Genomic DNA, 23,851 nt, shown 5'->3' with positions numbered 1-23,851 from the left:
CATCCAGGAGACCCGAATTGACGACCCAGAGCCTGGTGCCGGGCGCGGTCAAGATCCTCGTCGCCGGCGGCTTCGGCGTCGGGAAGACCACCATGGTCGGCTCGGTCAGCGAGATCGAACCGCTGCAGACCGAGGAGCGGATGACCCGCGCCAGCATCGGGATCGACAGCCTCGAAGGCGTCCAGGACAAGTCCACCACCACGGTGGCGATGGACTTCGGGCGGATCACCGTCCGCGAGGACCTGGTGCTCTACCTCTTCGGCACGCCCGGGCAGTTCCGGTTCTGGTTCATGTGGGACGACCTCGCGCTCGGCGCCCTCGGGGCGATCGTCCTCGCGGACACCCGGCGGCTCGAATCCAGCTTCGCCGCCGTGGACTTCTTCGAACAGCGGGGCATCCCGTTCGCGATCGGAGTCAACTGCTTCCACGGCCGGCGCGACGCCAGCCCGGAGGACGTCCGCCGCGCCCTCGACCTCGGGCCGGAGGTGCCGGTGGTGCTGTGCGACGTCCGGGAGCGGGCCTCCAGCAAGGAGCTGCTGCTCGCCCTGCTCGACCGGGTGCACCGGGATGCGCTGGCGGCCGGGCGGCGGTAGGAGCGACTCGCCGTTTGACGCCCGGCAATTGGCGCTCGACGCTTGGCGATTGGCGCCTACCGTCGGCCGCCTGCCCGCTGCCGTGCCTTCACCGTGAGGCCTTCACCACGAGGCCTTCGCCGTCAGGCCTCCACGCCGTCAGGCCTTCGCCGGGGTGAGCTTGAGGTCGGTGAGCGCGTCGACCAGTGTGGCCAGTTCGGGGACGTCGGCGGCCTGGGCCAGGGTCGCCTCCAGGGTGGCGTCGTGCACCGGGCGCGCGGCCTCCAGCAGGGCGCGGCCCTCCGGCGTCAACTCGGTGTAGATACCCCGGCGGTCGTCCGCACAGAGGTAGCGGCTGAGCAGGCCGCGGTCCTCCAGGCGGGAGACCAGGCGGGTGGTCGCGCTGCTGCTCAGCGCCGCCGCGCGGGCCAGCTGCTGCATCCGCATGTGCCAGCCGTCCTGCCGGGACAGGGCCTCCAGCACGGTGTACTCGACCACCGAGAGCTGGTGCTCGGCCTGGAGCGCCTTCTCCAGAGCGGTGTCGATCAGCCCGTGCAGTGCGGCGAGCGTGCGCCAGCCACTGGCCCGGACCTCGGCAGCGTCATCGCGGATCCCCATGGCTCGCCTTCCCTTCGCGTTCGCCCGTACGTCCCGTTGCGTCTCCTCTCCGACAAGTATGACAGTCAGCGCCGATTATCTGTCTCTGCAACTACTTCGACTTATGCCTTCCCAGTGACCGCCTCCTCAGGTGCCCAGGCCGCCGAGCAGAGCGCGGCGGCCAGCGCCTCGGTGTAGGCGGCGGCCGCCAACCAGGCGGTGGCGAAGGCGTCGTGGTCGTCCTGGACGATCCGGCCGAACACATCGCGCTGCTGGTTCGCCGCAGCCGCCCGGAGGCCGTCCAGGAGCTGGGCGGCGGTGGCCAGTCCGGCGGCCCGCAGCAGACTCCGGTCGGCCGCCGCCGTGGCCGTGCTCGGGGCCAGGGAGTGCCGGCCGGTGGTGACCGTCTGCTCCACCCGGCGGCCCAGCACGTGCACGGGCGGACCCTCCGCGGGTGGGGCCGGTGCCGCCGTGGGGCCGGTCACGGTGTCTGCCGGGAGGTCCGCGGTCTGGAGGCGCTCCAGGCCCAGGTTGACCCGGCCCGCGCGGTCGGCGGGGAGGGCGAGCGGGCCGGGGGCGTCCGGCGCCGTACCGATCGCGAGCAGGCGCAGCTCCGGCCGGTCCGCGCGCTCCAGCCGGCCGATCACCCGCAACCGCAGGCCGGGGGCGGTGGCGAGCAGGGCGAGGTTGGCCCGGAAGGCCAGCTCGGGGTGCTCGTGGCCCGCGCGCAGGGCGATGACCAGGCTGTTGTCCGGACCGCCGTTCAGACCGCCGGCGCCGCACCGGGCGAGCAACCGGGGCTCCCCGCCCGGCCCGTACGGGGCGGTGCCCAGCAGGTTGACGTCCAGGAACAGCAGATCGCTCCCGGCCGGGCGGCTCTCGTACGGCAGCTCCTGCGCCGCGAGGGCCCGCGCCACCTGGGCAGCCGGCTCATCGGACCAGAGCCGGGCCGCCGGCGGCGCCGTCCAGTCCGTACCCGCCGCGCGGACCGCGCGGACCGAGGCCCCGGCGCCCAGCCGCCCGGTGGTGGACCTGGTCGCACCCTGGACGGCCAGCCCGGCGCGGCTGAACTCGCGGTGGCTGAGCGCGGCATCGCCCAGCCGGACCGTCCGGTTGCCCGCCCCGACCGCCAGCGGGGCGGCGGCCGCCGCGTCGCCGTGCGGTGTCACGTCGGCGACCGTGCTCAGCCGGCCGTCGGCGTCCACCGCCCAACTGACCACGCCCGCGTGGGTGGCGGTCAGCACCGGTTCGGCGAACAGTCCGTAGAGCCGCAGGCCGCCCTCCTCGGCGTAGGCCTGACGGGCGGTGCCGCGCAGTTCGGGGGTGGAACCGGTGGTGGTGGTCAGGGTGGTGGTGAGGTCGAGCAGGTCGCGCAGGGCGGCGACCAGGTCGGCCAGCCGGTGGTCGGGAGCGCCGGAACGCGCCGCCCGGATCCGGGTCACCACGGCGACCGCCGCCGCGGCCGGACGGTACAGCCCCGCCAGCCGCGCGCGGTGGGCGGCGCGCAGCAGCTCGGCCTGGGAGACGGCGCCTGCTCCGCTCACCCCGGCGGCCAGGACGGCACAGGCGGCCCGGTGGAGGTGGCGGGCGGCGGCGCGTTCGGGCGGGGTGAGGGGGGTGAGGGCGGGTGTTGCGGCGTCGCGTTCGCTCACGGCACCGGGCGCCTCGGCGGCTTCGGTCGCCTCGGCCGGTTCGGATGCCTTGGCCGGTTCGGATGCTTCGTGCGCGTCGGGCGGTTCGGCTCCCGAGGGCGCGTCGGGCGCCGAAGGCGGTTCGGTGGCGTCGACGATCGGGCAGAGGGTGACCGCGGCGGCCCGGTGGACGCAGGCCGGGGCGAGCAGGCAGCCGCAGTGGACGTCGGCCGGGTCGGTCACCACCCCACCCGGGGCGCGCAGGACGAGCAAGGACTCCTCGTCCACCTGTACTCGCCACTCATCGCCGTCGCGGGTGACCGGCCGCTGCGCCAGCTTCGCCGCCGCACCGTCCAGCCGCTTCTGCAACCGGGCACTCAGCCCGGCCACCACCTCGGCGACCACCTCGGGCCGGACACCCGGCCAGTCGTCCCCACGCGTCGTCGCGCTCATCGCACCTTCTCCCCCACCCAGCGGGCCAGTTCCATCGGACTCAGTGCCGCCACGGGCATTCCGGCCGCGACCAGTTGGCCCGCGACCGCCTTGGAGTAGCGGGCCGTCCCGGTGTCGTCCAGCGCCGCGCAGCCGAGCAGGTGCACGCCGGAATCCACCAGCGCCCGGGTCTGCGCGAGCAGCCCGGTGACCGGGCCGCCCTCCTCGAAGTCGCTGACCACCGCGACCAGCGTCCGGGACGGCACCGTCACCAGCTCCCGCGCGTACCGGAGCCCGGTCGCGATGCTGGTACCGCCGCCGACCCGCACCTCCAGCAGCAGGCTCAGCGGATCCGCCACCCGCTCCGTGAGGTCGAGGACCTCGGTGGAGAAGGCGACGAAGTGGGTGCTCAACGAGGGCACCCCGGCCAGGATCGCGGCCGTCAGCGCCGCCCAGACCGTGGAGGCCTCCATCGACCCCGAGACGTCCACCACCAGGATCAGCCGCCAGTCGTTGGCCTGCCGCGCCCTGGTGCGGAACACCGGGCGCTCGGGCACGATCAGGGTGCCGACGCCGTCCGGCGCGGGACGGGCGGTGGCGAGGTTGGCCCGGATGGTCCGGTCGAGGTCCAGCCCGCCGCCGGGGCGCCGGGACGGGCGCGGCACGCTGATCCCGGTCAGCGCCGGGCGCAGCCTCGTCGCCAACTCCCGGCTCAACTCGTCCACCAGGCGCAGCACCAGCGGGCGCAGCCGCGCCACCCGTGCCTCGGGCAGGCCGCCCGCGTGGTCCAGCACGGTGCGCAGCAGCTCGACGGACGGGCGGACGGCGGACGGGTCGATCGCCTCCAGGGCGTCGGTCCGCCCGTGGGCGACGGCGGCCGCCAGCACCTCCTCCCGTACGCCCGGGCCGAACAGTGCCTCCAGCTCCTCCGCCCACTCGCGGACCCCGGGGAACGACGGCTCGCGGCCACCTCCTCTGCCGCTCCTGCCATCCAGGCCCGGACCGGAACCCTCGCCGTGCCCGCTGCCGTACAACTCGTCCAGCGCGGTGGCGAGTCGGGCGCAGCGGCCGCTGAGGCCGCCGTTGCCGGGCCGGCCGAGCAGCAGGCGCCAGCGCTCGGCGGGGGTGAGGGCGTGCGCGGGGTGCGGCGGCCGTCCGGTGCGGACCGGGTCCGGCTCCGGCTCGGTGTGCTGGGGAGCGGATGGCAGCAGGCCACGACCGGCAAGCGCCTGACGGGCGGCCAGGTCCGCGCGGACCCAACGTGCCAGCAGGGCGGGCTCGGTCTGCTCGGGCAGGGCGGCCAGCCGGGTGCCGAGGCGTTCCTCGACCAGGGCCAGCAGCCGGTCGCGGGCGGCCGGGCTGAGTGTGTCGAAGCCTGCGCGCAGTGCGGGCAACCGGTCCAGGAACGCGGCGTCCGGCAGCGAGCCGACCCGCTCCAGCACGGGCTCCAGCGCCTCGGGCGCGCTGTCGAACAGCCCTTCCGCGGCGGTCAGCACCCCGGCCAGCGCCCGCCCGAGCAGCTGCCGCGCCCGCGCGTCGGTCGCCCCGTCCACCCAGGACGCGACCCGCCCGCCGAACACCTCCGCCGGCTCCTGCCCGAGCAGCACCCGCACCGCCCCGGCCGCGCCCCGCACCAACGGACTCCCCCGCTCGGCGAGTTCGGCCAGCACGAAGCCCAACCGCACCCCGCCGAGCCGATCCGCCCGCCGCACCAACTCCACCAGCGCCCGCGCATCCGCCGCATCGTCCGACCCGCCCATTCCCTCCAGCTGCCGCACCGCGGCGGCGGTCAGCACCTCCTGGGCGGCCCCGAAGAAGTCACCTCGGACCGCCGCCCCGGTCGGCGAGGCGGCGGGGGCGGCCGACACCGCACCGGCCGGACGCGGGCCGGCGAACGGGCTGGCGAACGGGCTGGCGAACGGGCTGGCAGGCCGCAAGTCCCCAGCGCCACCCACGGCGCCGGGCGGCAGCGTGGCGATCGACACCCCATCAGCCGCATCCGGACCCACCGGCGGCAGACCTCCAGCCTCGCCCGGCGGCAGCGAGCCGTCGGCAGCCGCCCGACTTTCCGGTGGGGCGGCGTCTGTCGGGGGCGCGGGAGTCGCTGTGGCACCGGGGAAGTGGCCGGCGGTGAGGCGGTCCAGGAGGGTGAGGGCGTCGAGGAGGTCCGGGAGGGTGGCGGACGTAGGGAGGGTGGTGGTGAGTTGGGTGAGACGGGTTCGGGCGAGGGTGGGGAGGGCGCAGGAGGCGGCGGCGGTCAGGCCGTCGATGATCTCGCGGGGGGTGGGGTCGTCGGTGAGGCGGCTGCGGAGGGTGCCTTCGGCCGCTTGGGCGGGGGTGACGCCGCGGGTGGCGGCGACGGTGAGCATGGCGGCGGTGGTGGGGGTCCAGTGCAGGCGCCAGCGGGTGCCGAGGGTTTCGGTGCCGCCGGGGCCGGTGGTGGGGACGGGTTCGGCGTAGGGGACGCCGCAGGCGGTGAGGCGGTGGAGGAGGATCTCGCGGCGGCGGTCGAGGGGGCTGCGCAGGGGGTCGAGGCGCAGGTCGCGCGGGCCGGGGTCGGTGGGGCCGGGGAGGCCGAGTTCGGCGAGGAGGGTCTCGACGGCGGGGGCGAGTCCGCTGCGCGGGGCGGCGGGGGTGGGACGGCCGGTGCGGGTGCCGATCAGGACGTGTTCGAGGGCGCGGGCGACGGCCCGGCCGCGGCCGAGGGGTTCGCCCTGGGCGAGGACGGTCTGGACGGCTTCGACGAGTTCGCCGCGGCCGGGGGCGGCGTGGCCGCGCAGGCGGGCGAGGTCGCCGGCGAGGCGGACGATCTCTCGGGCGTCGGCCGGGCCGGACGGGTGGTCCTGGGTGCGCAGGGCGGCGCAGATCCGGACGGCGGTGGCGGTGAGCGCCTCGGTGAGTCGCTCCGGGTCGCCGCCGGCGTCGAGGACGGTGTGCTGCCACTCCGGGTCGCGGATGCCGGCCGGGTAGCCGGAGCGGGCGTCGAGCAGCGGGTAGGTGTACGGGATCAGGGACAGGACGTGCCCGGGCTCGTCCGGGCCGGGCGGTTGCTCGGGGGCGGTCGGCCCGTTCAGCAGCGCCGGGGCGTGGAAGGCGCCGACGACGACGGCGATCCGGCGCCCGTCGGCCGAGGCGGCGCGGATGCGGGCGCGCATCCAGGCCTCACGGTGCAGGTCGTACGGGTCGACGCCGGGCCCTTGCTCGGCGTCGTGCCGCAGCGCCCAGCCGACCAGCAGGGCGGCGCGCCGGACGGCCTCGGGGGTGGAGCCGGGGGCGGCGGTCTCGACCAGGCGGTCCCACAGGTCCTCGTCGGAGTCCCGGCCGGTGAGGCGGTGGCGCAGCGCGTCGGCCACCCCGGGGGCGTCGGCCACTCCGGAGGCGTCGGGCGGTCCGGAGGCGTCGGGCGGTCCGACCGGCCGTGCGCTCCGGGCTGCGGCGCGATGGGCGAGCGGCAGGTCGCAGGCGATGGCCTCGACGCCGTTGCGCCGGGCCCAGCGCAGGGCGGCGAGCTCCGGGGAGAAGTCGGCGAAGGGGTAGAAGGCCGGGCCGGCCGACTCGTCGGAGTCGGCCGGGGCGGCCGCGAGGGCGACCGGGGCCTCGGTGGCCTCATCGGCCAGCCAGTCGAGCCAGGGCTGGAACTCGGCGGGCAGTTCGACCAGCACCGCCTCCGGGCGGGCGGCGTCGAGCAGCGCGGGAAGGACCGCGCTGAGGGAGGGCGCGTGGTGGCGCACGCCGATCAGGTAGGGCCCGGGACCGTCGGTGCCGGAGCCGGCCAGCCGCTCCGACTCGGCCCGGACGTCGGGACCGGCGTCCACCCTGCCGAGGCCGTCCGGAGCGGGCTTCCCCGTGCTGCTCGTCATCGTCAGGCCTCCAGCGCCGAACGGAGGTCCCACAGGGTGCGCCAGGTGGCGGCGCCCTGTTCGGCGCGGCGGCGGACCGGGCCGTCCCAGTAGCCGAGCAGGCGGGCCGCGTCGGCCGGGTCGTCCTTGCGGACCACGCCGAGGAGTTGGCCGGGCAGGCGGCCGATGAGGTCGCCGCCGTCGGGCAGGTAGGCGGCGGTGACGCCGAGCGCGGTGGCGACGGAGACGGCTTCGGCGGTGCTCATGACGGTGGAGGGGCGTTCGACGTCCCAGCCCTCGGTGGAGCGGCCGGTGCGCAGGTCGCGGAAGGCGGTGACCAGGGCTTCCAGGACGGCGTCGTCCACGGCGTAGCCGGCGCCGACCCGGGCGACGGCGGCGGTGGACTGGCGGCGGACCAGCTCGACCTCGGCGGCAAGGCTGCCGATCGGGCCGACCGTCTCGAAGTTGAACCGCCGCTTGAGGGCGGCGGACATCTCGCTGACGCCCTTGTCGCGCAGGTTGGCGGTGGCGATCAGGGTGAAGCCCGCGGCGGCGTGCAGCTGAGTGTCCGGGCTACCGGCCAACTCGGGGACGGCGACGCGCCGTTCGGAGAGCAGGGAGACCAGGGCGTCCTGCACCTCGGGCAGGCAGCGGGTCACCTCCTCGACCCGGGCGACCGCTCCGGTGGTCATCGCGGTGAGCACCGGGGAGGGGACGAGGGCCTCGCGACTGGGGCCCTTGGCGAGCAGCAGAGCGTAGTTCCAGCCGTACTTGAGCTGGTCCTCGGTGGTGCCGGCGGTGCCCTGGACGGTGAGCGCGCTGGTGCCGCAGACGGCGGCGGCGAGCAGTTCGGAGAGCATGGACTTGGCGGTGCCGGGCTCGCCGACGAGCAGCAGGCCGCGCTCCCCGGCGAGGGTGACGACGCAGCGTTCGACCAGGGCGCGCTCGCCGACGAACTTCGGCTCGACGACCAGGCTGCGGCGCCCGGCCTTGAGCTTCTCGCCGGCGCTGCCCATGACGAAGGTGACGACGGCGCGCGGGGTCAGGCGCCAGCCGGGCGGGCGCGGGCCGCTGTCGTGGGCGGCCAGGAACTCCAGTTCGGCGGCGTACTTCTCCTCGGGCGGGACGATCTGCCGTACGGGGGTGGCGGTGGCGTCGCCGGTGGTGGTCTGGGTGGCGGTCATCGGCGGGCCTTCCTGCGCTTGCTGGTCTGGAGCTCTTCGTAGCCGGGGGCGTCGCCGTCGAGGGTGCGCTGCCAAGCCCGGGCGAACAGCTCGGGGACGGTCAGTCGCGGCAGCACCGGCCGGTGGGTGGGTAGTTCGTACAGGGCGGCCTTCCAGGTCTCGACCGGCAGGGCGGGGGCCTTGGCCTCCTGCCAGCCGCCGGGCAGGAAGAGGCTGCGGCCGGCCCGGGCGCGCTTGGCCTCCAGCACCAGTGCGCCGGCGGCGAGTTCGGCGCGGGCGCGCTTGAGCCGGGCGGGCTTCCAGCCCGTCCAGCGGGCGGTGTTGCGGTCGGTCGGGTCGGGCAGGGCGAGCAGTTGGAGGTAGAGCGCGGCCGCGTCCTCGCCGAGACCGTGGGTGCGGGCCGCCTCGGCGACCAGCTCGGGGACGCTCAGCTGCGGGTTCTGCAGCCAGGACGGTCCGTCCGTGGCGGCCGTCACCGCGGCGGCGGAGGCGGCCAGCCGCTCCGGCTCCCCGCGCAGGACGGACTCGACCGCGGCCCGCTCGGTGCGGAACCAGTAGGTGCTGGCGAGCCCGTCGAGCAGTTCGAGCAGCGGGTCGTCCGGGCCGGTGAGGCCGGCCGGGCGCAGCCGGACCCGTTCGTACTCGGCCTGGTACGGGGTGAGGACAAGTGCCGGGCCGCAGCGGATCAGGCCGTCCGGGTCGGCGCCGCCCTCGGCGGGCAGCCCGAAGTGGGTGCGCAGGACAGCGGAGAGCGAGGTGTCCTCGGCGGTGTGGACGAGGACGGTGTCGAGCAGCAGTTCCGGATCGGCCAGGCGGCTGCGCAGCGCGGCGGCTGCCCGGGGCATCAGCGACCGCAGCGGGCTGTCGGCGGGCAGGTGGTAGGCGAGCCAGCGCAGGGCTTCGACGGCGGAGCCCAGTGCGCCGGCGTTGGGCACGGCGGATGCGTCCTCCGGCTCCAGCAGGCGGGTGGCCGGGTCGCCGCCGGTGAGCCGGAAGGTGGTGGTGCGGGTCAGCCACGGGGTGTGGGCGGGGTTGAGCACCGCCTCGATGCTGGCGACGGGCACGCCCCGGACGCCGGCCTGGTCCTCCTCGGGGAGGGTGACGAGCCGTCCGAAGTGCCGGATCCAGGCCTCGGCCCCGGCGGCGAGGTCGGGGCCCTCGGTCCACAGGCGCTTGGGGTCGTCGAGGGGCATCAGGGCGCCCCAGACGTCGGCGAGCGCGTTGCGGTCGTGGTCGCGCAGCCAGTCGCGGGCGGCGTTGACCTCGGCAGGCTTGAGGCCGTACTCGGCGGGCAGGGTGGTCTTGCCCCAGTGGAGGAGGGTGGGCGGCGGGCTGAGCAGCAGGGTGGCGCGGGCGGCGCCGATACCGGTGAGTTCGGCGAAGGCGGCGGCGCGTGCAGGGTCCCAGGGGACGGTGCGGCGCAGGGCGGCGACGCGCCAGAACTTGGCCACCCAGGCGACGCTGACCCGCTCCTCGGTGCCGCGCTCCGCGACGGTGGTGAAGTGGGCGACGGGACCGAACGTCCCGCTCGGGTCGTGGTCGACGGCGAGCCAGCGGACCGTGCCGTCGGTGGTGTGGCTGCGGTGGCCGAGGATGACGACGGTGCGGTCGCCGTGGCGCAGCACCTCGCCCTGGCGGAAGGTCACCGGCCCTGCGGCCTTGGCGCGCTCGTCGGTCTCGGCGAGGACGATCTCGCGCAGGGTGGCGCCGCGGTCGGCGAGCGGGCCCTTGGTGAGTTCGCCGAGCAGCAGGACCAGCGTGGAGCGGTGGGCCGGTTCGGTGAGCGGGGTGGCCACGGCGTGGGCGAGGACGTCCAGCCGGCCGAGCAGGTGCAGCCAGCCGTGGCCGAGGTCGCCGCCCTGCAGGGTGACGGTGGTCGGGGTGGTCCAGCCGTCGCCGCTCGTGGCGGGCGGGGCGGCGAGGACGGCGCTGACGGTGCGCAGGTTGTTGAGCACCCACCAGCGGTCGGCCGAGCCCCAGGTGTTGCCGAAGCCGCCGAGGCCGGGCAGGACGGTGCCGACGGCCACCCGCAGTTCGTGGTCGCGGCCGTGGTCGGGCCGGTACTCGGCGGCCTTCGCCTTGCTCGGGCGCTCGGCCTCGGGCTGCGGGACGAACCGGGCGATCCGGTCGAGCAGGTCGGCGGCGGCGCGGGCGAGCCCGGCGACGCCGGCCAGCAGCAGCGGGTGGCTGATGCCGGGCAGCAGTTCGCCGACCGCCCGGACGGGCAGGCTGCGGCGAGCGCTCTTGTGCTGGGCGACCTGGCGCCGGACGCCCTGGACGGTGATCCAGAGTCGCTCGTCCTCGGGCTCCGGCTGGACGTCGACGGGCCAGGCGGCGTCGATCAGTGCGGCGGCCTGCGCGGCGTCGACGGTGCGCAGGACGCGCGAGCCGGCCTCGTCGCGGGGCCGCAGGGCGTGCCAGTGGTCGCGTGGCGGGACGAACACGGTGCCGGCGGCCGAGAGCTCGCCGGAGCGGCAGGAGCGCAGGTCGGCGGTGCGGTCGTGGTTGTCGGCGAGGTCGGCCAGGCAGAGGGAGAAGGAGTCGCCGGTCGGGTCGACGACGACCGGGCGGGCGTCGCCGGGCAGGGCGAGTCGGCCGACCGGGCCGTAGACCCGACGGTTGCCCGTCAGCGGCAGGACGATGCACTGCCCGTCGGCGGTGAAGGTGGTGACGGCCCGCCCGGGGTCGATCCGCACCCAGCTGCCGAGCACCGTGCCGTCGGTGCCGAACGGGGTCTGCTCCAGGCCGGGCAGCAGCGGCAGCAGTCGGGGGCTTGCGTCGGCGAGTCCGCCGGCGGCGGCGATCACGGGCGGTTCGGCGGCGCGGCCGAGGGTGCCGGTGAGCGGGTCGAACTCGTGCAGGACGAGGCCCTGCCCGCCCGGGCGCGGCGTCCAGTAGCCCGTGCCGTCGCTGAGGACGCGGTGCTCGGCGGGCAGCCGGGTGTCGCCGGGGTGCAGCGGGCGCTCGCCGGTGGTGCGGCCGCCCCCGGGCAGCGGGAGGGACGGGGCGGCCGGCCGGTGTTCGCCGTAGTGGTAGCCGGCGATGATCTCGCCGCCGAGTACGACGGTCTCGTCCGGACGGCTGGACCAGTAGCCGACCTGCTTGCCGTCCTGGTGGTAGGCCACCAGGAGTTCACCGTCGACGAAGCGCAGCCGGGGCCGGTTCCACTTCTCCAGCTTGGGCACGCGCAGGGTGTGCTCCAGCACGATGCCCTGGGGGCCGACCACCACGGCCCTGTCGAGGCGGGCGAGGATCAGGTTCGGCCAGGCGTCCTCGACGATCAGGCCGGTCAGGCCGGTGGTGCGGTAGCCGGGGGCGTCGTTCTTCCCGCCGGTCTCGGGGGCGTCGGGGTCGGCCGGGTCGGCCGGGTCGGCGAGCTTGGCGAGCGCCTCCTCCAGGGCGGGCCAGCCGAGTTCGTCCAGGATGCCGGCGCCGAGCGCCCGGGCGAGCAGCCCGGCGACGTCGAGGGCGGCGATCTTCTCGGCGGCGGCCGGGGCGACCGCGCGGATGGCGGTGCGGTACTGGGTCAGCGAGCGGACCAGGTCGGCGGCGCCGGCCAGGCCGCGGGCGGCGGCGAGTTCCTCGGCGCGCTCCTCGGCCCACTCCCTGAACAGCTCGTTCAGCAGTGGCAGGACGGCCGCCCGGTGCTTGACGGCCGGCTCCCAGGCGGCCGGCGCGGCGAGGCGCAGCAGCGGCCGGTAGCGCTCGTCGGCGGCGACGGCCGCGAGACCGGCGCCGTCCGGGCGGCTCTGCCCGACCCACTCGCGCAGGTCGAAGCCCAGGCCGGCCGGCGGGTCGGCGACCGGGACGCCCGCGGCCAGCAGGAGTTCCAGCAGGTCGATCCGGGTGTGGCTGGCGCGGGTGCCGGTGAACAGGTCGACCGGGACGGCGTCGGCGCGCAGCCGCTCGGCCATCCGACCGGCCAGGGCGATGGTGGCGGGGCAGCTGGGCCGGGCGCGCCAGCCGCGGCCCAGGTGGTGGCACCAGCGCTGGAGCCAGGCGGCGGGCTCGGCGCCCTCGGCGCGCGGGCCGGTGAGCAGCTGCTCGGCGCCGCTCTCGGCGAGCACCTCCAGCCAGGCCGCGTCGTGCGGGGCGGCGTCGGAGCCGGCCGGGTCGGGCAGCAGCTCCAGCAGACGGGCCCGGACGGCGGCGTCCTTCCGGCCGAGCGCGACCAGCGGGCCGTGCCAGGACTTCCAGAAGGCGGCGGGCGCCCGGTTGACCGCCGGGGAGTCCAGCAGTTCGGCGAGCAGCTCCTGTTCGTGCTCGGCGCGGTCCAGCCCGGCGGCCCGGATCAGCGCGCGGGCGTCCTCGGCGACCCCGGCGTAGGGGGCCATGCCGGCGGCGGAGCGCTCGGTGCACAGCTGGCGGAAGCGCTGCCAGGCCGTCAGCGGATCGAGCCGCTGGGCGAGCTCCTTGACGTACTGGCGCAGGGACTTGACGGTGAGCGCGCCGGCCAGGGCGAACTCCAGGAAGACGGCGCGCAGCCGCTCCTCGTCCACCGCCAGGTTGTGGGTGCGCTCGGCCTCGCGGGCCTTGCCGAACCAGGCGGCGGCGTAGCTCTGGTTGCCGTGGGTGAGGAAGATCCGGCCGACCTCCTCGCAGAAGGTGGGAAGGAAGTGCGGCACGGCGCGGCCGAGCCGGGTGGCGAGTTCGTCGAAGCCGTCCTTGGCGGCGCCGGGCTTGGACCTGGCCTGGCGGGCGAGCCGCTCCAGCTCCTTGACCAGGGCGAGCGCGTGGTGTCCGTTGGCCGGGTCGTGGACCAGCGCCCAGGCGGGGAAGCCGAGCGCCTCCTGACGGACCTGGCCGACCTCGGCGGGCTCCCCCTCGGGGACGAGGCCGAGGAACTCCAGGGCGAGGTCCTCGGCCCGGCCGAGCGCGCCGGGGACCAGTCGGACGATCCGGCGGCCCTCCAGGGCCGGGTGGGCGTAGCCGCGGGCGGTCAGCACGTCGGCGGCGCTGTCGGGGCGGCCGACGCCGGGCAGGGTGCCGGACGGGAGCGCGGCGCCGGCGTCGAGCAGGGCCTCGGGCGTGGCGGTGTCCTGGTTCGGGACGCTGGTGGTCATGCGGCTTCCTCCCCTTCGATCGTGCGGCCCGCGTACAGGGCGGCGGCCATCCGCATGCCCTCGGACCAGGCCACCGGTCCGACCTCGGCGAGCGGCAGGGCCCGGCCGTCGGGGCGCGCCCAGCTGAGCGCGCCGGTCTCGCAGGCGTCGTACTCGTAGTAGTCGCCGACCCACACCCGGGCCTCGACGGTCCGGCCGTTCTCGGTGATCGGCTGCACGGCGGAGCCGCCGCGGACCCGGCACCCGAGCCGGTTGCAGCGGCCGACCAGTTCGCGCAGTTCGCGGTAGCGGCCGCCGGCGTAGGTGGTGACCTCGGTGCCGGCCGACGGCTCCTCGGGCCGGTGCCAGACCTCGCGGTAGAGCTGCTGGACGCGCTGGGAGACGCCGAGTTCGACGGCGAACTCGCGCAGCTCGTCGAGGTCCTGGAGCAGCACGGGGTGGGGTATCAGGACCTCGCCGTCGGTGAGGCGCACGGTGTCGCCGTCCAGGTCGACCAGGCCGAGGCCGCGCTCCGGGTCCGCTCCGCGCAGGAAGCCGGTGACGGCGCCGTCGGGGCCGGTGACCACGAGGTCGCGCAGGACGGCCTGCCAGGCCTCGTCCGGCCAGACGGCGGTGATCACGGCGGCCGGCACCGGCAGCGAGCGCACCATCCACCGCTCGACGTCCTCCTGGCAGCGCCGCTCGTGCGCGGCCAGCCACTCGGCGAGCTGCTTGAGCTGGGCGACCACAGGGTCGTCACCGAGCTTCGACGGCAGGGACTTGAGCTCGCGGCCCGCCGCGTTGCGGCACACCACCTTGCCCTCCCCGTCGAGCGTGACGCGGTACCCTCCCGCACCCGTCTCCACCCATGCCACAGCCGTGCTCCTCCCACCCGGGGACGTCGCTCTGATCACCTGTTGACCAGCGATGCGAGGAACGTAGCGAGGGGCACTGACAACGCGACGGGCGGGGTGGAGACGGGTGGTGAGCTGCGGAGTTCAAACCACTCGAACGGGTGGTCGAAACTGTGGGCAGGGGAAACGCCGGCGGACGGCGCCACCCCACCGGGAGTGGGGCCGCCGGCGCGGCCGCGGTGTCGTCGACCCGGGCGCGCCGTCAGCCCGTCGGCGCCCTGGGGACGATGACCGGGGCGCCGTCGTCCGGGGCGGTGAGCACATGGCTGTCGATGTCGTACAGCGCCCGCACCAGCGGCGCGTCCACCACCTCGCGCGGCGGTCCGCAGGCGACCACCGAGCCGTCCCGCAGCGCGACCAGCAGGTCGGCGTAGCGGGCCGCCGCCGCGAGGTCGTGCAGGACCATGACCACCGTCCGCCCGCCCGCCGCGACCTCGCGGACCAGTTCCAGCACCTCCACCGCGTGCCCGAGGTCCAGGGCGCTGGTCGGCTCGTCCAGCAGCACGACGGGGGTGTCCTGGGCGAGGACCATGGCGAGCCAGCAGCGCTGGCGCTGGCCGCCGGAGAGCCGGTCGAGGCGGCGGTCGGCCAGGGCGTCCACGCCGGTGGCACGCAGGGCTTCCGCGGTGAGCCGTTCGTCGTCCGGCGACCACTGGCGGAACAGGCCCTGGTGCGGGTGGCGCCCGTAGCGCACCAGCCCGGCCACGGTGACCGCCTCGGGGGCCTGCGGGCCCTGCGGCAGCAGGGCGACCCGGTGGGCGGCCTGGCGCGGGCGCAGCCTCCAGACGTCCTCGCCGCCGACCAGGACCCGCCCACCTGCTGGGGTCACCCGTAGGGATGGTTTCGATCGATTCGCACACCCCCGAACCGCTGAGCGCCTAACGTCGAGGGCCACACCGGATGACCTTGGGGGGTCAGCCTTGAACGCGTCCTCGTCCGCCACGCCGCCGCCGATGTCCTGGCAGTACTGCGGCAACCAGATCAAGCTCTGGCGGACTCGCGCCGGAGTCAGCCGGGAGGACCTGGCGGCTGAAGCCGGGTACAGCTACGAGAGCCTTCGATCGATGGAGGCCGGGCGCCGGAAGCCGTCACTGCACCTGTTGCAGGTGGCCGACGAAATGTGCGGCGCGAAGGGAATTCTGGCGGCAGGAGCGGACTTCCTGAAGCCGGAGAAATATCCGTCATCCGCCGAGGACTACATGAAGTACGAAGCCGAGGCCGTAGCACTCAACTGGTACGAGAACCACTTCTTTCCGGGTCTTTTGCAGACCGAGGAGACCGTGAGAACACTCCTCAACTCCCACTGGCCGCCGCTCGATGACGAGACGGTCGAAACGCGTGTCGCTGCGAGGTTGGAACGCCAGGAAATGCTGAAGGTACAGACCAGGGCCTTCAACTTTCTCATCGAAGAAGGCGTCCTACGACGGCCCCTCACAACTATCGAAGCCCACCGCCGACAGCTGCGCCACGTTCTGGCCATCGGCGAGGCGCGTCACATCACGGTTCAAGTGGTTCCATCCCGTGGAATCCACCCTGGCCTGAACGGGCAGTTCATCCTTCTGGAAACAGCCGAGCACCAGCGGCTCGCGTATGAGGAGGGCCAGGCGTTGGGCATGCTCCACGCAGACCCCGCCAGGGTAAGCGTCCTCAGCCATCGCCATGAAATGATCCTCCGGCAGGCACTCGATCCCGAGGCCTCGGCCAAGCTGATCAGCGAGTTGCTGGAGGAGCTATGAACGACGCGCTGACCTGGTTCAAGTCCAGCCACAGCAACACCGAGGGCGGCGCCTGCGTCGAGATCGCGGTCACCCCGGCCTCCATCCACGTCCGCGACTCCAAGGACAGGACCGGCCCGCAGCTCCGCTTCACCCCTGAGGCGTGGACCGACTTCGTCCAGCTCGCCCGAGACGTTTCTCCTCTGGACCGCTGAATCCACTGGTAGCGCCGAGGGATTCCGGTACGAGCCTCCGCACTGCTCGTGCTAGCGTCCCCGGGGCGGTGCAGCAGCGCCCGCCCCGGACGAGACGTGCGCCGTACCCGGCCCGCCAAGACGACGCACTCTGGAGGCGTCATGTCCGCTGCCAGTGCACCGATCGCCCGTCCGCTGGACGTGCGGTGGATCCACGGATCCCCGTCCGCGAAGCACAACACCGACCCGGACATCCAGGTCCACGAGTACGACGAGCACACCGTCATCCTGCGGCAGAACAAGGCGGTCAACTACGAGGCACCGTTCCTCTTCCTGCTCTTCGGAGCGGAGCGGGCGGTGCTGATCGACACCGGGGCGACGGCCGAGGCCTCGTACTTCCCGCTGCGCGCGACGGTCGACGACCTGATGGCCGATTGGCTCACCCGCCACCCCCGGGACGAGTACCCCCTGCTGGTGCTGCACACCCACCCGCACGGCGACCACATCGCCGGCGACGGCCAGTTCGCCGACCGGCCCGCGACCACCCTGGTCGGCGCCGACCTTGCCACGGCCTGGGCGTACTTCGGCTTCGACCGGGCCCCCGAGGCCACGGCCCGCGTCGACCTCGGCGGCGGGCGGGTACTGGAATGCCTGGCCACCCCGGGACACCACGAGGCGGCGGTCACCTACTACGACCCGTGGACGGGCTTCCTGCTCACCGGCGACACCGTCTACCCGGGCCGGCTCTACATCAACGACTGGCCCGCCTTCGCCCGCACCATCGACCGACTGATCGCCTTCACCGAGAGCCGCCCGGTCACGTACGTCCTCGGCTGCCACATCGAGATGACCCGCGCCCCGGGCATCGACTACCCGATCCGCACCACCTACCAGCCCGACGAACCCCCGCTCCAGCTCACCGTCGACCACCTGCACCGGATCCGCGCAGCCGTCGCCGAACTGGGCGACCAGCCGCGTCGCCACCCGCTGGACGACCTGATCCTCTGGCCGAGCGACTGAGGCGGGTCAGTCCCGGTAGGGGACCAGCGCGGACAAGTCCAGGTCGAAGCCGAACGGCTCGGGGATGTGGATCCGCTCGCCGAATTCCCGTTCGGTCCTGGTGTGGTAGCGATCACGGTTCGGTTCGGAGAACAGGGTGACCGTCTTCTGCCGTGGGTCAACGATCAGATAGAGCGGGAAGCCCGTGCGCGGGTAGTCGCGGACCTTCCCGGCCCAGTCGTTGTCCGGGTTCGACGGGGAAACGATCTCGACCGCGATCAGAGCCAGTTCTGCAGGGATGCTGCGCCCGGCAAGGTCGACGACGTCTACGGGCAGGTAGGTGAGATCCGGGTTCCTCACTGCTCCGACCTCTGACGAGGACAGGTCGCTGTTGCCGGTCGGAAAGTACCCGGCAGGACAGTGGGCCTCGAACTGTCGTTGGACGAGGGCAAGGTTCAGCTGGTGAATCAACGGCGGAGACGCCTGCATGACAATGACGTCGCCGGACAACTCGACCTTGTAGCCGTCGGGGAGGCTCCGTCGGGCCTGTTCGAGAAGGCGGTAGTGCTCGGGATTCATGCGATCCCCTCCAGTGCTCCAGCCACCGTACGACAGTAAGGGCAGACCAGGAGGACATCCCGCCCCCCGAATGTGCATTCGACTGGGATGCTGGCCGACATGACTAAAGATCAAGTTGGTCGGCTCGTCGGCGCCGGCTTCGGGCTCGTCTTCATCGAGGCCAACGCGGGAGCACTGCCGGCAGGGGTGGCCATCCCACTGCGCGTGATCGGCGTGGCCGCGTTCCTCGGGCTGGTCCTCTTCGGACGGCGCCGGCCTCAAGCGGCCGAGAACGGCGGCGGATCCACGGGCACGAGCTTCGGGGGACGGTACTGGCTGGTCGTGGTGGCTGAGGTGGTGGCGGTCGCCGCCGGACTGGCGGTGATCAACCGAGTGCTGCACACCCCGCAGGCGACGGTGGGGTGGATCGCCGTGGTGGTCGGCGTGCACTTCTTCGGGCTCGCGACCGTTTGGCGCAGGCCTGAGCTGCGCACGCTCGGCGGCGGGATGGCGGCCTGCGGCGTCCTCGGCCTGGTGCTGGCCTTCTGCGGCGCCGCCGCCGCGCTCGTGGCGCTGGTGGCCGGGATCGCGCCCGGCCTGTTGCTGCTCGGGTCGGTGTGGTGGTCCGGCCGGGCGGCGATCGCGCCCGGCCGGACGAGCTGAGGTCAGTCGGACAGGAGTTGGGCGGGTATCCGCGCGGCCAGCAGGGGCCCGGCGGCTACCAGAGCTCTAGTGAGGGCCAGCGCGATGCGGTAGGGGGTCGCCTCGGCGCCATCGGCGAAGGCGCCGATGTTCGCCTACGCCGAGATTCTGTGCGACAACGTCAACTCGCCCCGGATACGCGGAAGCCGCCCGACCCCGGCAGGGGACGGGCGGCCCGAGGTGCCGAGTCGGTCGACCGAGCGGCGCAGCTACCGGCCCCCGGGGAGGTTGCTCGCGTAGATCCAGTCGTAGCCGTCGTAGCCAGGGCCGTCCAGGTGTTCCGCCCGGCGCAGACCGGCGCGCAGGGCGACGTGTTGGGAGGGGAGGTTCTCGGGGCGGACGCGGGCGATGAGCGGCAGCTCGGGCACGGCGGAAACGGACCACGCCACGACGGCCGTGGCGGCCTCGGTCGCGAAGCCCCGGCCCCACGCGGCGGGGGCGAAGCGGTAGAAGAGGTTGAGGACGGGCCGGCCCGCCAGGTCCATGCGTTTGACGCCGCAGAAGCCCAGCACTGGAGAGGCGCCGCGCTCGCGGACCGTCCAGTAGCCGTAGCCGCGGACCTGCCACAGGGCGTCCCAGCGGGCGTAGCGCTCCTCGGCCTCGGCGCGGGAGGTCAGCGCGTCGGAGGGGTTGTGGACGCAGGTGGCCGGGTCTCGGTGGATGGCGAGGACGGCGTCCAGGTCACCAGCCGTGGGCCGACGCAGGGAAAGCCGACGGGTCATCAGTTCCTCGTGTCCGCTCATCCGGTGATGATACGGACGACGTCAGTGGGCAGCCGGGGGCGGGGTGAGTCCGGCGCAACCGCGGAGGCCGTCGCGGCGCTTGAGGGCGGCTTCGGCGGTGGCGCCGGTGACCGGTTGGGGGATGCCCTTGTCGTCGATGGTGGCCGGGGCGAAGGCCTCGCCGGTCACCTTGCCGTCGGCGGTGAGGGTGAGGGTGGTGACACCGGTCTCGTTGGAGTTGGGGTAGTTGGAGGTGCCGTACCAGAGGAAGTTGCCGAAGCCGTAGCCGATGTAGGTGTTGCCGAGCATGCCCGAGCCGACCATGGTGTGGGCATGGGTGCCGACCACGGCGGTGGCCCCGACGGAGGCGAGCTTCTTGGCGACGGCGGTCTGGGCGCCGGTCGGGCAGGCCTTGCCCTCCTCGCCCCAGTGCAGGTAGACGAGCACGACCGGGGCCTGCTGCTTGGCCGACTCCACCGCCTTGACCAGCGCGGGCACGTCCAGCGCCGAGGCGATGCCCGGCTTGTCGGCGCCGGCCCGCCACTTCTGGTTGGTGATGTCCTCGACCTGGCTGGCGGCGACCACCGCGACCTTCACCCCGCGCACCGTGGTGACGTACGGGGCGTACGCCTCCTTGGCGCTGTGCCCGACGCCGATCACCGGGATCGGCGAGGAGTCTTTGGCGGCGAGGGTGTCGGCGAGGCCGTCGGCGCCGAAGTCGACGGCGTGGTTGTTGGCCATCGAGACGATGTCGACGCCGGAGTCCTTGAGCACGGACAGCGCCTTCGGCGTGGTGCGGAAGGTGTACGTCTTCGGCTCCGGCGCGCCGCGGCCGGTGATCGCCGTCTCCAGGTTGAGGACGGACAGGTCGGCGTCGGCGAGGGTGCGGGAGATCGGGCCGAGTGCGGGCTCGGGCGGCTGGACGGACAGCCGGGCCTCGGTGCGGCCCTCGAAGTGGACGTCCCCGGCGAAGGCGACGGTGATGCTGCCGTCGGGCCGGGGCGCGGAACTCTTGCCGGGGGTCGAGGCGGGGGCCGTGCCGGAGGGCGTACCGGGGGGCGCGGCGGCCGCGGCACCGGAGGGGGCCGCCGGGGCGGGCGCCGGGTCGTCCGGCCCGCAGGCGGCGACGGCGGTCAGCCCGACGAACAGCGCGACGGCGGCCGCGGCACGGCGCATGAGTGGTTCCCCCCGAGAACGATGCAAGAGCGGTCAGCCTACGCCACCGAATCACCACGACTTGGGCCCGCACCCACAACATTCCGGACACAGAAGCGCACCGACCGCCCCGGTCGCCGCCCCGACAACCACACCGACGACCACACCGACGACGACACAGGCGGCCGAATCGACAGCCGCCCCGCCCGTTGGCCCACCCGTCCCAATCCCCCGCCCCACCCGGCCACCGCGTCCCTGGCGCCCCGGCCGGTCGGCGCGCAGCGTGGAAGGGAGGCGGCAGATCCACGCCGGAGGTGGTACGTGATGGGCAGCAACCAACCCGCCGGCACCCGACCGGCAGGCATCCGGCCCGTCGGCTCCCCGCCCGCCCCCGGCCGGGCGCGCCGGATCGTGGTCGGGGTCGACGGTTCGGCACCGTCCAAGGCGGCGCTGCGCTGGGCGATCGGGCAGGCGGTGCTCACCGGGGCCACGGTGCACGCCGTGGCGGCCTGGGAGTACCCCTCCCTGTACGGCTGGTTCGCGCCGATGGTGGACGACGGCTTCGAGCAGACCGCCCGCCGGACGCTGTCCGCCGAGGTCAACGAGGTGGTCGGCCCGGAACGCTCGGTGGAGGTCCGGGAGAGCCTGGTCCTCGGACACGCCGCCGAGGTGCTGCTGGAGGCGGCCGAGGATGCGGACCTGCTGGTGCTGGGCAGCCGCGGCCGGGGCACCTTCGCCCGGACGCTGCTCGGCTCGGTGTCGACCCGCTGCGCGGTGCACGGGGTCTGCCCGGTGGTGATCGTCCGCGCCGACGGGACGGCCTCGGCGCCGCCACTGCCGGAGGCGGTGGCCGGGGAGCAGGCCCCGGATGCCGTCCGCACCAAGGACTGGCAGCTCAGCCTGCACGTGGTCGAGGACCGCGACACCACCCGGGTGCACGCCGTACTGGACGCCGACGGCAACGTGCTGCACAGCGACGCCCTGGCCCGCCGCAACCCCCACGACACCCCGACCCCGGCGGTCGGCGACGAGTTCGCCGTCGGCCGCGCCCTGGTCGACCTCGGCCACCAACTGCTGCGCGCCGGCGTGCACAGCGCCACCGGCCCAGCCGAGGAGTGAGCCCGGCGAGCGGGCACGGGGAACGAGCACGAGCACCGGAGCACGGAGGACTGCGCAGCACCCGGGCGGGTACGCCATGCTGAACCGCGACACCCCGAACCGGAGGAGCCGCACCCCGGCCATGAACACCCCGCCACCGAACAACGCACCGGCGAACACCCCGCCACCGAACACCCCGTCGACCACCGCGCCGCCCGCCCCCGACTTCACCCCCGCCCAGCGCGCCCGCGGCCGCGCCCTGCGCCGAGCGCAGCTGCCGTGGACGCTCGGCGGCCGGCTGGCCGGCCTGGCGCTGCCCCTGCTGCTCGGCCTCACTCCGGCCGGCGCTGCCCTGGTGACCGCCACCGGCCGCTGGTTCGGCGGTTCCCGCACCGCCGCCGTCCTGGCCGGGGCGGCCGCACTGGTCCTGCTCGGCCAGGCCCTGCAGCTGCCGTTCGGCGCCCGGGTGCGCTCCGTGCGGACCCGGTACGGCCTGGTGACCCAGGGCCGGGCAGGCTGGACACTGGACGTGCTGCGCGGGCTCGCGCTCACCCTGGTGCTGCTCCTCCCGCTCCTGCTCGGCCTGTTCGCCCTGACGGACTGGTCGCCGCGGCGCTGGTGGCTCCCGGCCGCGGGCGCGGCGGCGCTGCTGACCGCCGCCCTCTCCTTCCTCCACCCGCTGCTGATCGAGCCGGTGTTCAACCGCTTCACCCCGATGCCCCCGGGCGAGCTGCGCACCGCCCTGCTGGCGCTGGCCGCGCGGGACGGCGTGCGGGTGCGGGACGTCCTGGTGGCGGATGCCTCCCGGCGCACCACCGCGCTGAACGCGTACGTCTCCGGGCTGGGCGCGACCCGCCGGATCGTCGTGTACGACACCCTGCTCTCGACCGCCGAGCCGCGCGAGGTGGAGCTCGTGGTGGCGCACGAGCTGGGGCACGTCAAGCACCGCGACGTGCCACTCGGTACGGCGCTGGGCGCGGTCGGCGCGGCTGTCGCCGTGGCCGTCCTCGGGCTGCTGAGCACCTGGCGCCCGCTGCTGGACGCCGCCGGCGCGCGCGACGCGGCCGATCCGCGGGCACTGCCGCTGCTGGCCGCGCTCGCCGCGCTGATCGGCGCCCTGTCGGGCCCGGCGCAGTGCGCGGTGAGCCGCCGGATCGAGGCCAGGGCGGACCGGCACGCGCTCGAACTGACCGGGGACGCCGAGCAGTTCGTGGCGATGCAGCGCAGACTGGCACTGGCGAACGTCTCCGATGTCGACCCGCCCCGGGTGCTTGAGCTACTGTTCGCCACTCATCCGAGTACGACCCGCCGGATCGCGGCCGCCCGCGCCTGGCAGGCCGGACCGGGACGGTCGGCGGGCGAGGCGCCGAGCAGGACGGCAGGCGACGCCGCCGACGGGCCGCGCGCGACCCCGGGTGAATCCGTTGTATAGTGCAACAAATTCCGAGGAGGTAGGAACGCCGTGCCCGGCCGCCAGTCGTCCATCGACACCATCCAGCGCGAGCTGACCGCCTTCGCCCGCCGTGCCCGGCACAAGGCCTCCCAGCTGCACCCCGACCTCTCCCTGGTCACCTACAGCATCCTCGACCTGATCACCGAGCGCGGCGGCTGCCGGGCCGCCGACGTGGCCGCGCACTTCATGCTCGACAAGTCCACCGTCAGCCGCCAGGTCACCGCCCTGGAGAAGCTCGGCCTGCTGCGCCGCGAGGCCGACCCGGACGACCAGCGCGGCCAGATCCTGCGCGCCACCGAAGCCGGGCTGACCCTGCTGCGGGACGCCAACGAGCAGCGCCGGATAGCCTTCACCACCCGCTTCATCGACTGGTCCGACGAGGACGTCGCCCGCTTCGCCGCCTACCTGGCCCGCTACGGCGAGGAAGGCTAGCCCCAACGCCGTGTAGATAGAGCCTGCGGGTTCCGGTCACGGGTCTGGTGTCGTCAGGATGTCGATGCTGATGGTGGCCTTGTAGCTGGTCCGGTCGACGGTGCCTTTGGCGTTGTACTTGGAGATCGCGCGTTTGACGACGCGGGGTCGGGTGCGGATGCGTCGGTCGGGCATGAGGTCGGCCAGGACGCGCCGGCCGATGGTGCCGACGAGGTCGATGACGGTGTTTGCGATGACGCCCGCGGCCTGGATGACCAGGTCGCGGGCGGTGTTCAGGGCGATGGTGAAGCTGGCCCGGTCGGGATCGGTGCCGGGTCGGGTTCCGGTGGCGTCGGCCATGGCCAGACGCAGGACCTGGTAGGTGACCAGCAGCGCGTAGACCTCCTGGTCGAGGCCGGCGGGGGTGCGGGCGCGCAGGACACGGCCGCCCAGGATGGTGGACTTGATCTCCAGGTAGGCGGTCTCGATCTCCCATCGCTGGTGGTACAGCGTGATCAGTTCGGCGGCGGGATGGGTGCGGTGGTCGGTCAGCGTGGTCACCAGTCGGTAGAGGCCGGTGTGGCGGCCGGTGGCCGTGGTGATGGTGATCTCGCAGTCGATGACCCGGACCGC

The 23,851-nt window shown here is 74.4% G+C and carries 19 protein-coding genes and 1 riboswitch; of the genes, 8 read left to right on the top strand and 11 right to left on the bottom strand.

Annotation, left to right across the window (positions count from 1 at the left end; all coding sequences use genetic code 11):
* Positions 1 to 17 precede the first annotated feature (17 nt).
* Positions 18 to 593: an ATP/GTP-binding protein gene (locus tag ACGF12_RS01850; protein WP_380609561.1), complete on the top strand. Its 576-nt coding sequence runs from the start codon at positions 18 to 20 to the stop codon at positions 591 to 593.
* Positions 594 to 731: 138 nt separating this feature from the next.
* Here the strand turns inward: ACGF12_RS01850 and ACGF12_RS01845 are convergent, their stop codons facing one another.
* The 7 genes from ACGF12_RS01845 to ACGF12_RS01815 form a co-directional block, all read right to left on the bottom strand.
* Positions 732 to 1,190 (bottom strand): MarR family winged helix-turn-helix transcriptional regulator, encoded by a 459-nt coding sequence (locus ACGF12_RS01845; protein ID WP_393024016.1) that lies wholly within the window; start codon positions 1,188 to 1,190, stop codon positions 732 to 734.
* A gap of 101 nt (positions 1,191 to 1,291) precedes the next feature.
* On the bottom strand, positions 1,292 to 3,253 hold the full coding sequence (locus ACGF12_RS01840) for a hypothetical protein (RefSeq protein ID WP_393024013.1): 1,962 nt from the start codon (positions 3,251 to 3,253) through the stop codon (positions 1,292 to 1,294).
* Positions 3,250 to 7,092 (bottom strand): DUF5682 family protein, encoded by a 3,843-nt coding sequence (locus tag ACGF12_RS01835; protein WP_393024010.1) that lies wholly within the window; start codon positions 7,090 to 7,092, stop codon positions 3,250 to 3,252. The genes ACGF12_RS01840 and ACGF12_RS01835 overlap by 4 nt, the downstream gene beginning before the upstream one ends.
* Positions 7,093 to 7,094: 2 nt before the next feature.
* Positions 7,095 to 8,255 (bottom strand): AAA family ATPase, encoded by a 1,161-nt coding sequence (locus tag ACGF12_RS01830; RefSeq protein WP_393024007.1) that lies wholly within the window; start codon positions 8,253 to 8,255, stop codon positions 7,095 to 7,097.
* Complete coding sequence (locus tag ACGF12_RS01825; RefSeq protein WP_393024004.1) at positions 8,252 to 13,318, bottom strand: hypothetical protein; 5,067 nt, start codon at positions 13,316 to 13,318, stop codon at positions 8,252 to 8,254. The genes ACGF12_RS01830 and ACGF12_RS01825 overlap by 4 nt, the downstream gene beginning before the upstream one ends.
* On the bottom strand, positions 13,315 to 14,172 hold the full coding sequence (locus ACGF12_RS01820) for a DUF4132 domain-containing protein (RefSeq protein ID WP_393024001.1): 858 nt from the start codon (positions 14,170 to 14,172) through the stop codon (positions 13,315 to 13,317). Before ACGF12_RS01820 ends, ACGF12_RS01825 begins: the two co-directional genes overlap by 4 nt.
* 241 nt (positions 14,173 to 14,413) lie before the next feature.
* Positions 14,414 to 15,040, bottom strand: a complete 627-nt coding sequence (locus ACGF12_RS01815) for an ABC transporter ATP-binding protein (RefSeq protein ID WP_393023998.1) — start codon at positions 15,038 to 15,040, stop codon at positions 14,414 to 14,416.
* A gap of 124 nt (positions 15,041 to 15,164) precedes the next feature.
* On the opposite strand from ACGF12_RS01815, the gene ACGF12_RS01810 reads away from it, so the two are divergent.
* The 3 genes from ACGF12_RS01810 to ACGF12_RS01800 all read left to right on the top strand — a co-directional run bounded on the left by ACGF12_RS01810 (position 15,165) and on the right by ACGF12_RS01800 (position 17,140).
* Positions 15,165 to 15,947, top strand: a complete 783-nt coding sequence (locus tag ACGF12_RS01810) for a Scr1 family TA system antitoxin-like transcriptional regulator (protein WP_393023995.1) — start codon at positions 15,165 to 15,167, stop codon at positions 15,945 to 15,947.
* Positions 15,944 to 16,141, top strand: a complete 198-nt coding sequence (locus tag ACGF12_RS01805; RefSeq protein ID WP_393023992.1) for a DUF397 domain-containing protein — start codon at positions 15,944 to 15,946, stop codon at positions 16,139 to 16,141. The genes ACGF12_RS01810 and ACGF12_RS01805 overlap by 4 nt, the downstream gene beginning before the upstream one ends.
* Positions 16,142 to 16,203: 62 nt before the next feature.
* A riboswitch (guanidine-III (ykkC-III) riboswitch) is annotated at positions 16,204 to 16,271 on the top strand.
* Between the two features lie 11 nt (positions 16,272 to 16,282).
* Complete coding sequence (locus tag ACGF12_RS01800) at positions 16,283 to 17,140, top strand: MBL fold metallo-hydrolase (protein ID WP_393023990.1); 858 nt, start codon at positions 16,283 to 16,285, stop codon at positions 17,138 to 17,140.
* Positions 17,141 to 17,146: 6 nt separating this feature from the next.
* On the opposite strand, the gene ACGF12_RS01795 is transcribed toward ACGF12_RS01800, so the two are convergent.
* Complete coding sequence (locus ACGF12_RS01795) at positions 17,147 to 17,698, bottom strand: Uma2 family endonuclease (RefSeq protein WP_393023988.1); 552 nt, start codon at positions 17,696 to 17,698, stop codon at positions 17,147 to 17,149.
* A 99-nt stretch (positions 17,699 to 17,797) separates the two neighbouring features.
* Here ACGF12_RS01795 and ACGF12_RS01790 point away from each other — a divergent pair, with 99 nt between their 5' ends.
* Positions 17,798 to 18,340, top strand: a complete 543-nt coding sequence (locus ACGF12_RS01790) for a hypothetical protein (protein ID WP_393023985.1) — start codon at positions 17,798 to 17,800, stop codon at positions 18,338 to 18,340.
* A 248-nt stretch (positions 18,341 to 18,588) separates the two neighbouring features.
* Here ACGF12_RS01790 and ACGF12_RS01785 read toward each other — a convergent pair whose 3' ends face one another.
* A complete protein-coding gene (locus ACGF12_RS01785) occupies positions 18,589 to 19,122 on the bottom strand; it encodes a GNAT family N-acetyltransferase (protein WP_393023982.1) in 534 nt (177 codons plus the stop codon).
* Positions 19,123 to 19,143: 21 nt separating this feature from the next.
* On the bottom strand, positions 19,144 to 20,277 hold the full coding sequence (locus ACGF12_RS01780) for a CapA family protein (protein WP_393023980.1): 1,134 nt from the start codon (positions 20,275 to 20,277) through the stop codon (positions 19,144 to 19,146).
* A gap of 303 nt (positions 20,278 to 20,580) precedes the next feature.
* Here ACGF12_RS01780 and ACGF12_RS01775 point away from each other — a divergent pair, with 303 nt between their 5' ends.
* The 3 genes from ACGF12_RS01775 to ACGF12_RS01765 all read left to right on the top strand — a co-directional run bounded on the left by ACGF12_RS01775 (position 20,581) and on the right by ACGF12_RS01765 (position 23,239).
* Positions 20,581 to 21,375, top strand: a complete 795-nt coding sequence (locus ACGF12_RS01775; RefSeq protein ID WP_393023978.1) for a universal stress protein — start codon at positions 20,581 to 20,583, stop codon at positions 21,373 to 21,375.
* 121 nt (positions 21,376 to 21,496) lie between these two features.
* Positions 21,497 to 22,786: a M48 family metalloprotease gene (locus ACGF12_RS01770; RefSeq protein ID WP_393023975.1), complete on the top strand. Its 1,290-nt coding sequence runs from the start codon at positions 21,497 to 21,499 to the stop codon at positions 22,784 to 22,786.
* 30 nt (positions 22,787 to 22,816) lie between these two features.
* The gene (locus ACGF12_RS01765) at positions 22,817 to 23,239 is read left to right on the top strand and encodes a MarR family winged helix-turn-helix transcriptional regulator (protein ID WP_393023972.1); all 423 of its coding nucleotides are present in this window, start codon (positions 22,817 to 22,819) and stop codon (positions 23,237 to 23,239) included.
* Between the two features lie 36 nt (positions 23,240 to 23,275).
* On the opposite strand, the gene ACGF12_RS01760 is transcribed toward ACGF12_RS01765, so the two are convergent.
* Positions 23,276 to 23,851 (bottom strand): transposase (locus ACGF12_RS01760; RefSeq protein ID WP_393023969.1); only part of this gene is annotated, 576 nt, incomplete at its 5' end.

Source organism: Kitasatospora sp. NPDC048296, assembly GCF_043201815.1.
In the GTDB taxonomy this organism is placed as follows: domain Bacteria; phylum Actinomycetota; class Actinomycetes; order Streptomycetales; family Streptomycetaceae; genus Kitasatospora.
The sequence above is the reverse complement of the archived record's forward strand: the minus strand, read 5'-3'. Positions and strand labels throughout refer to the sequence as shown.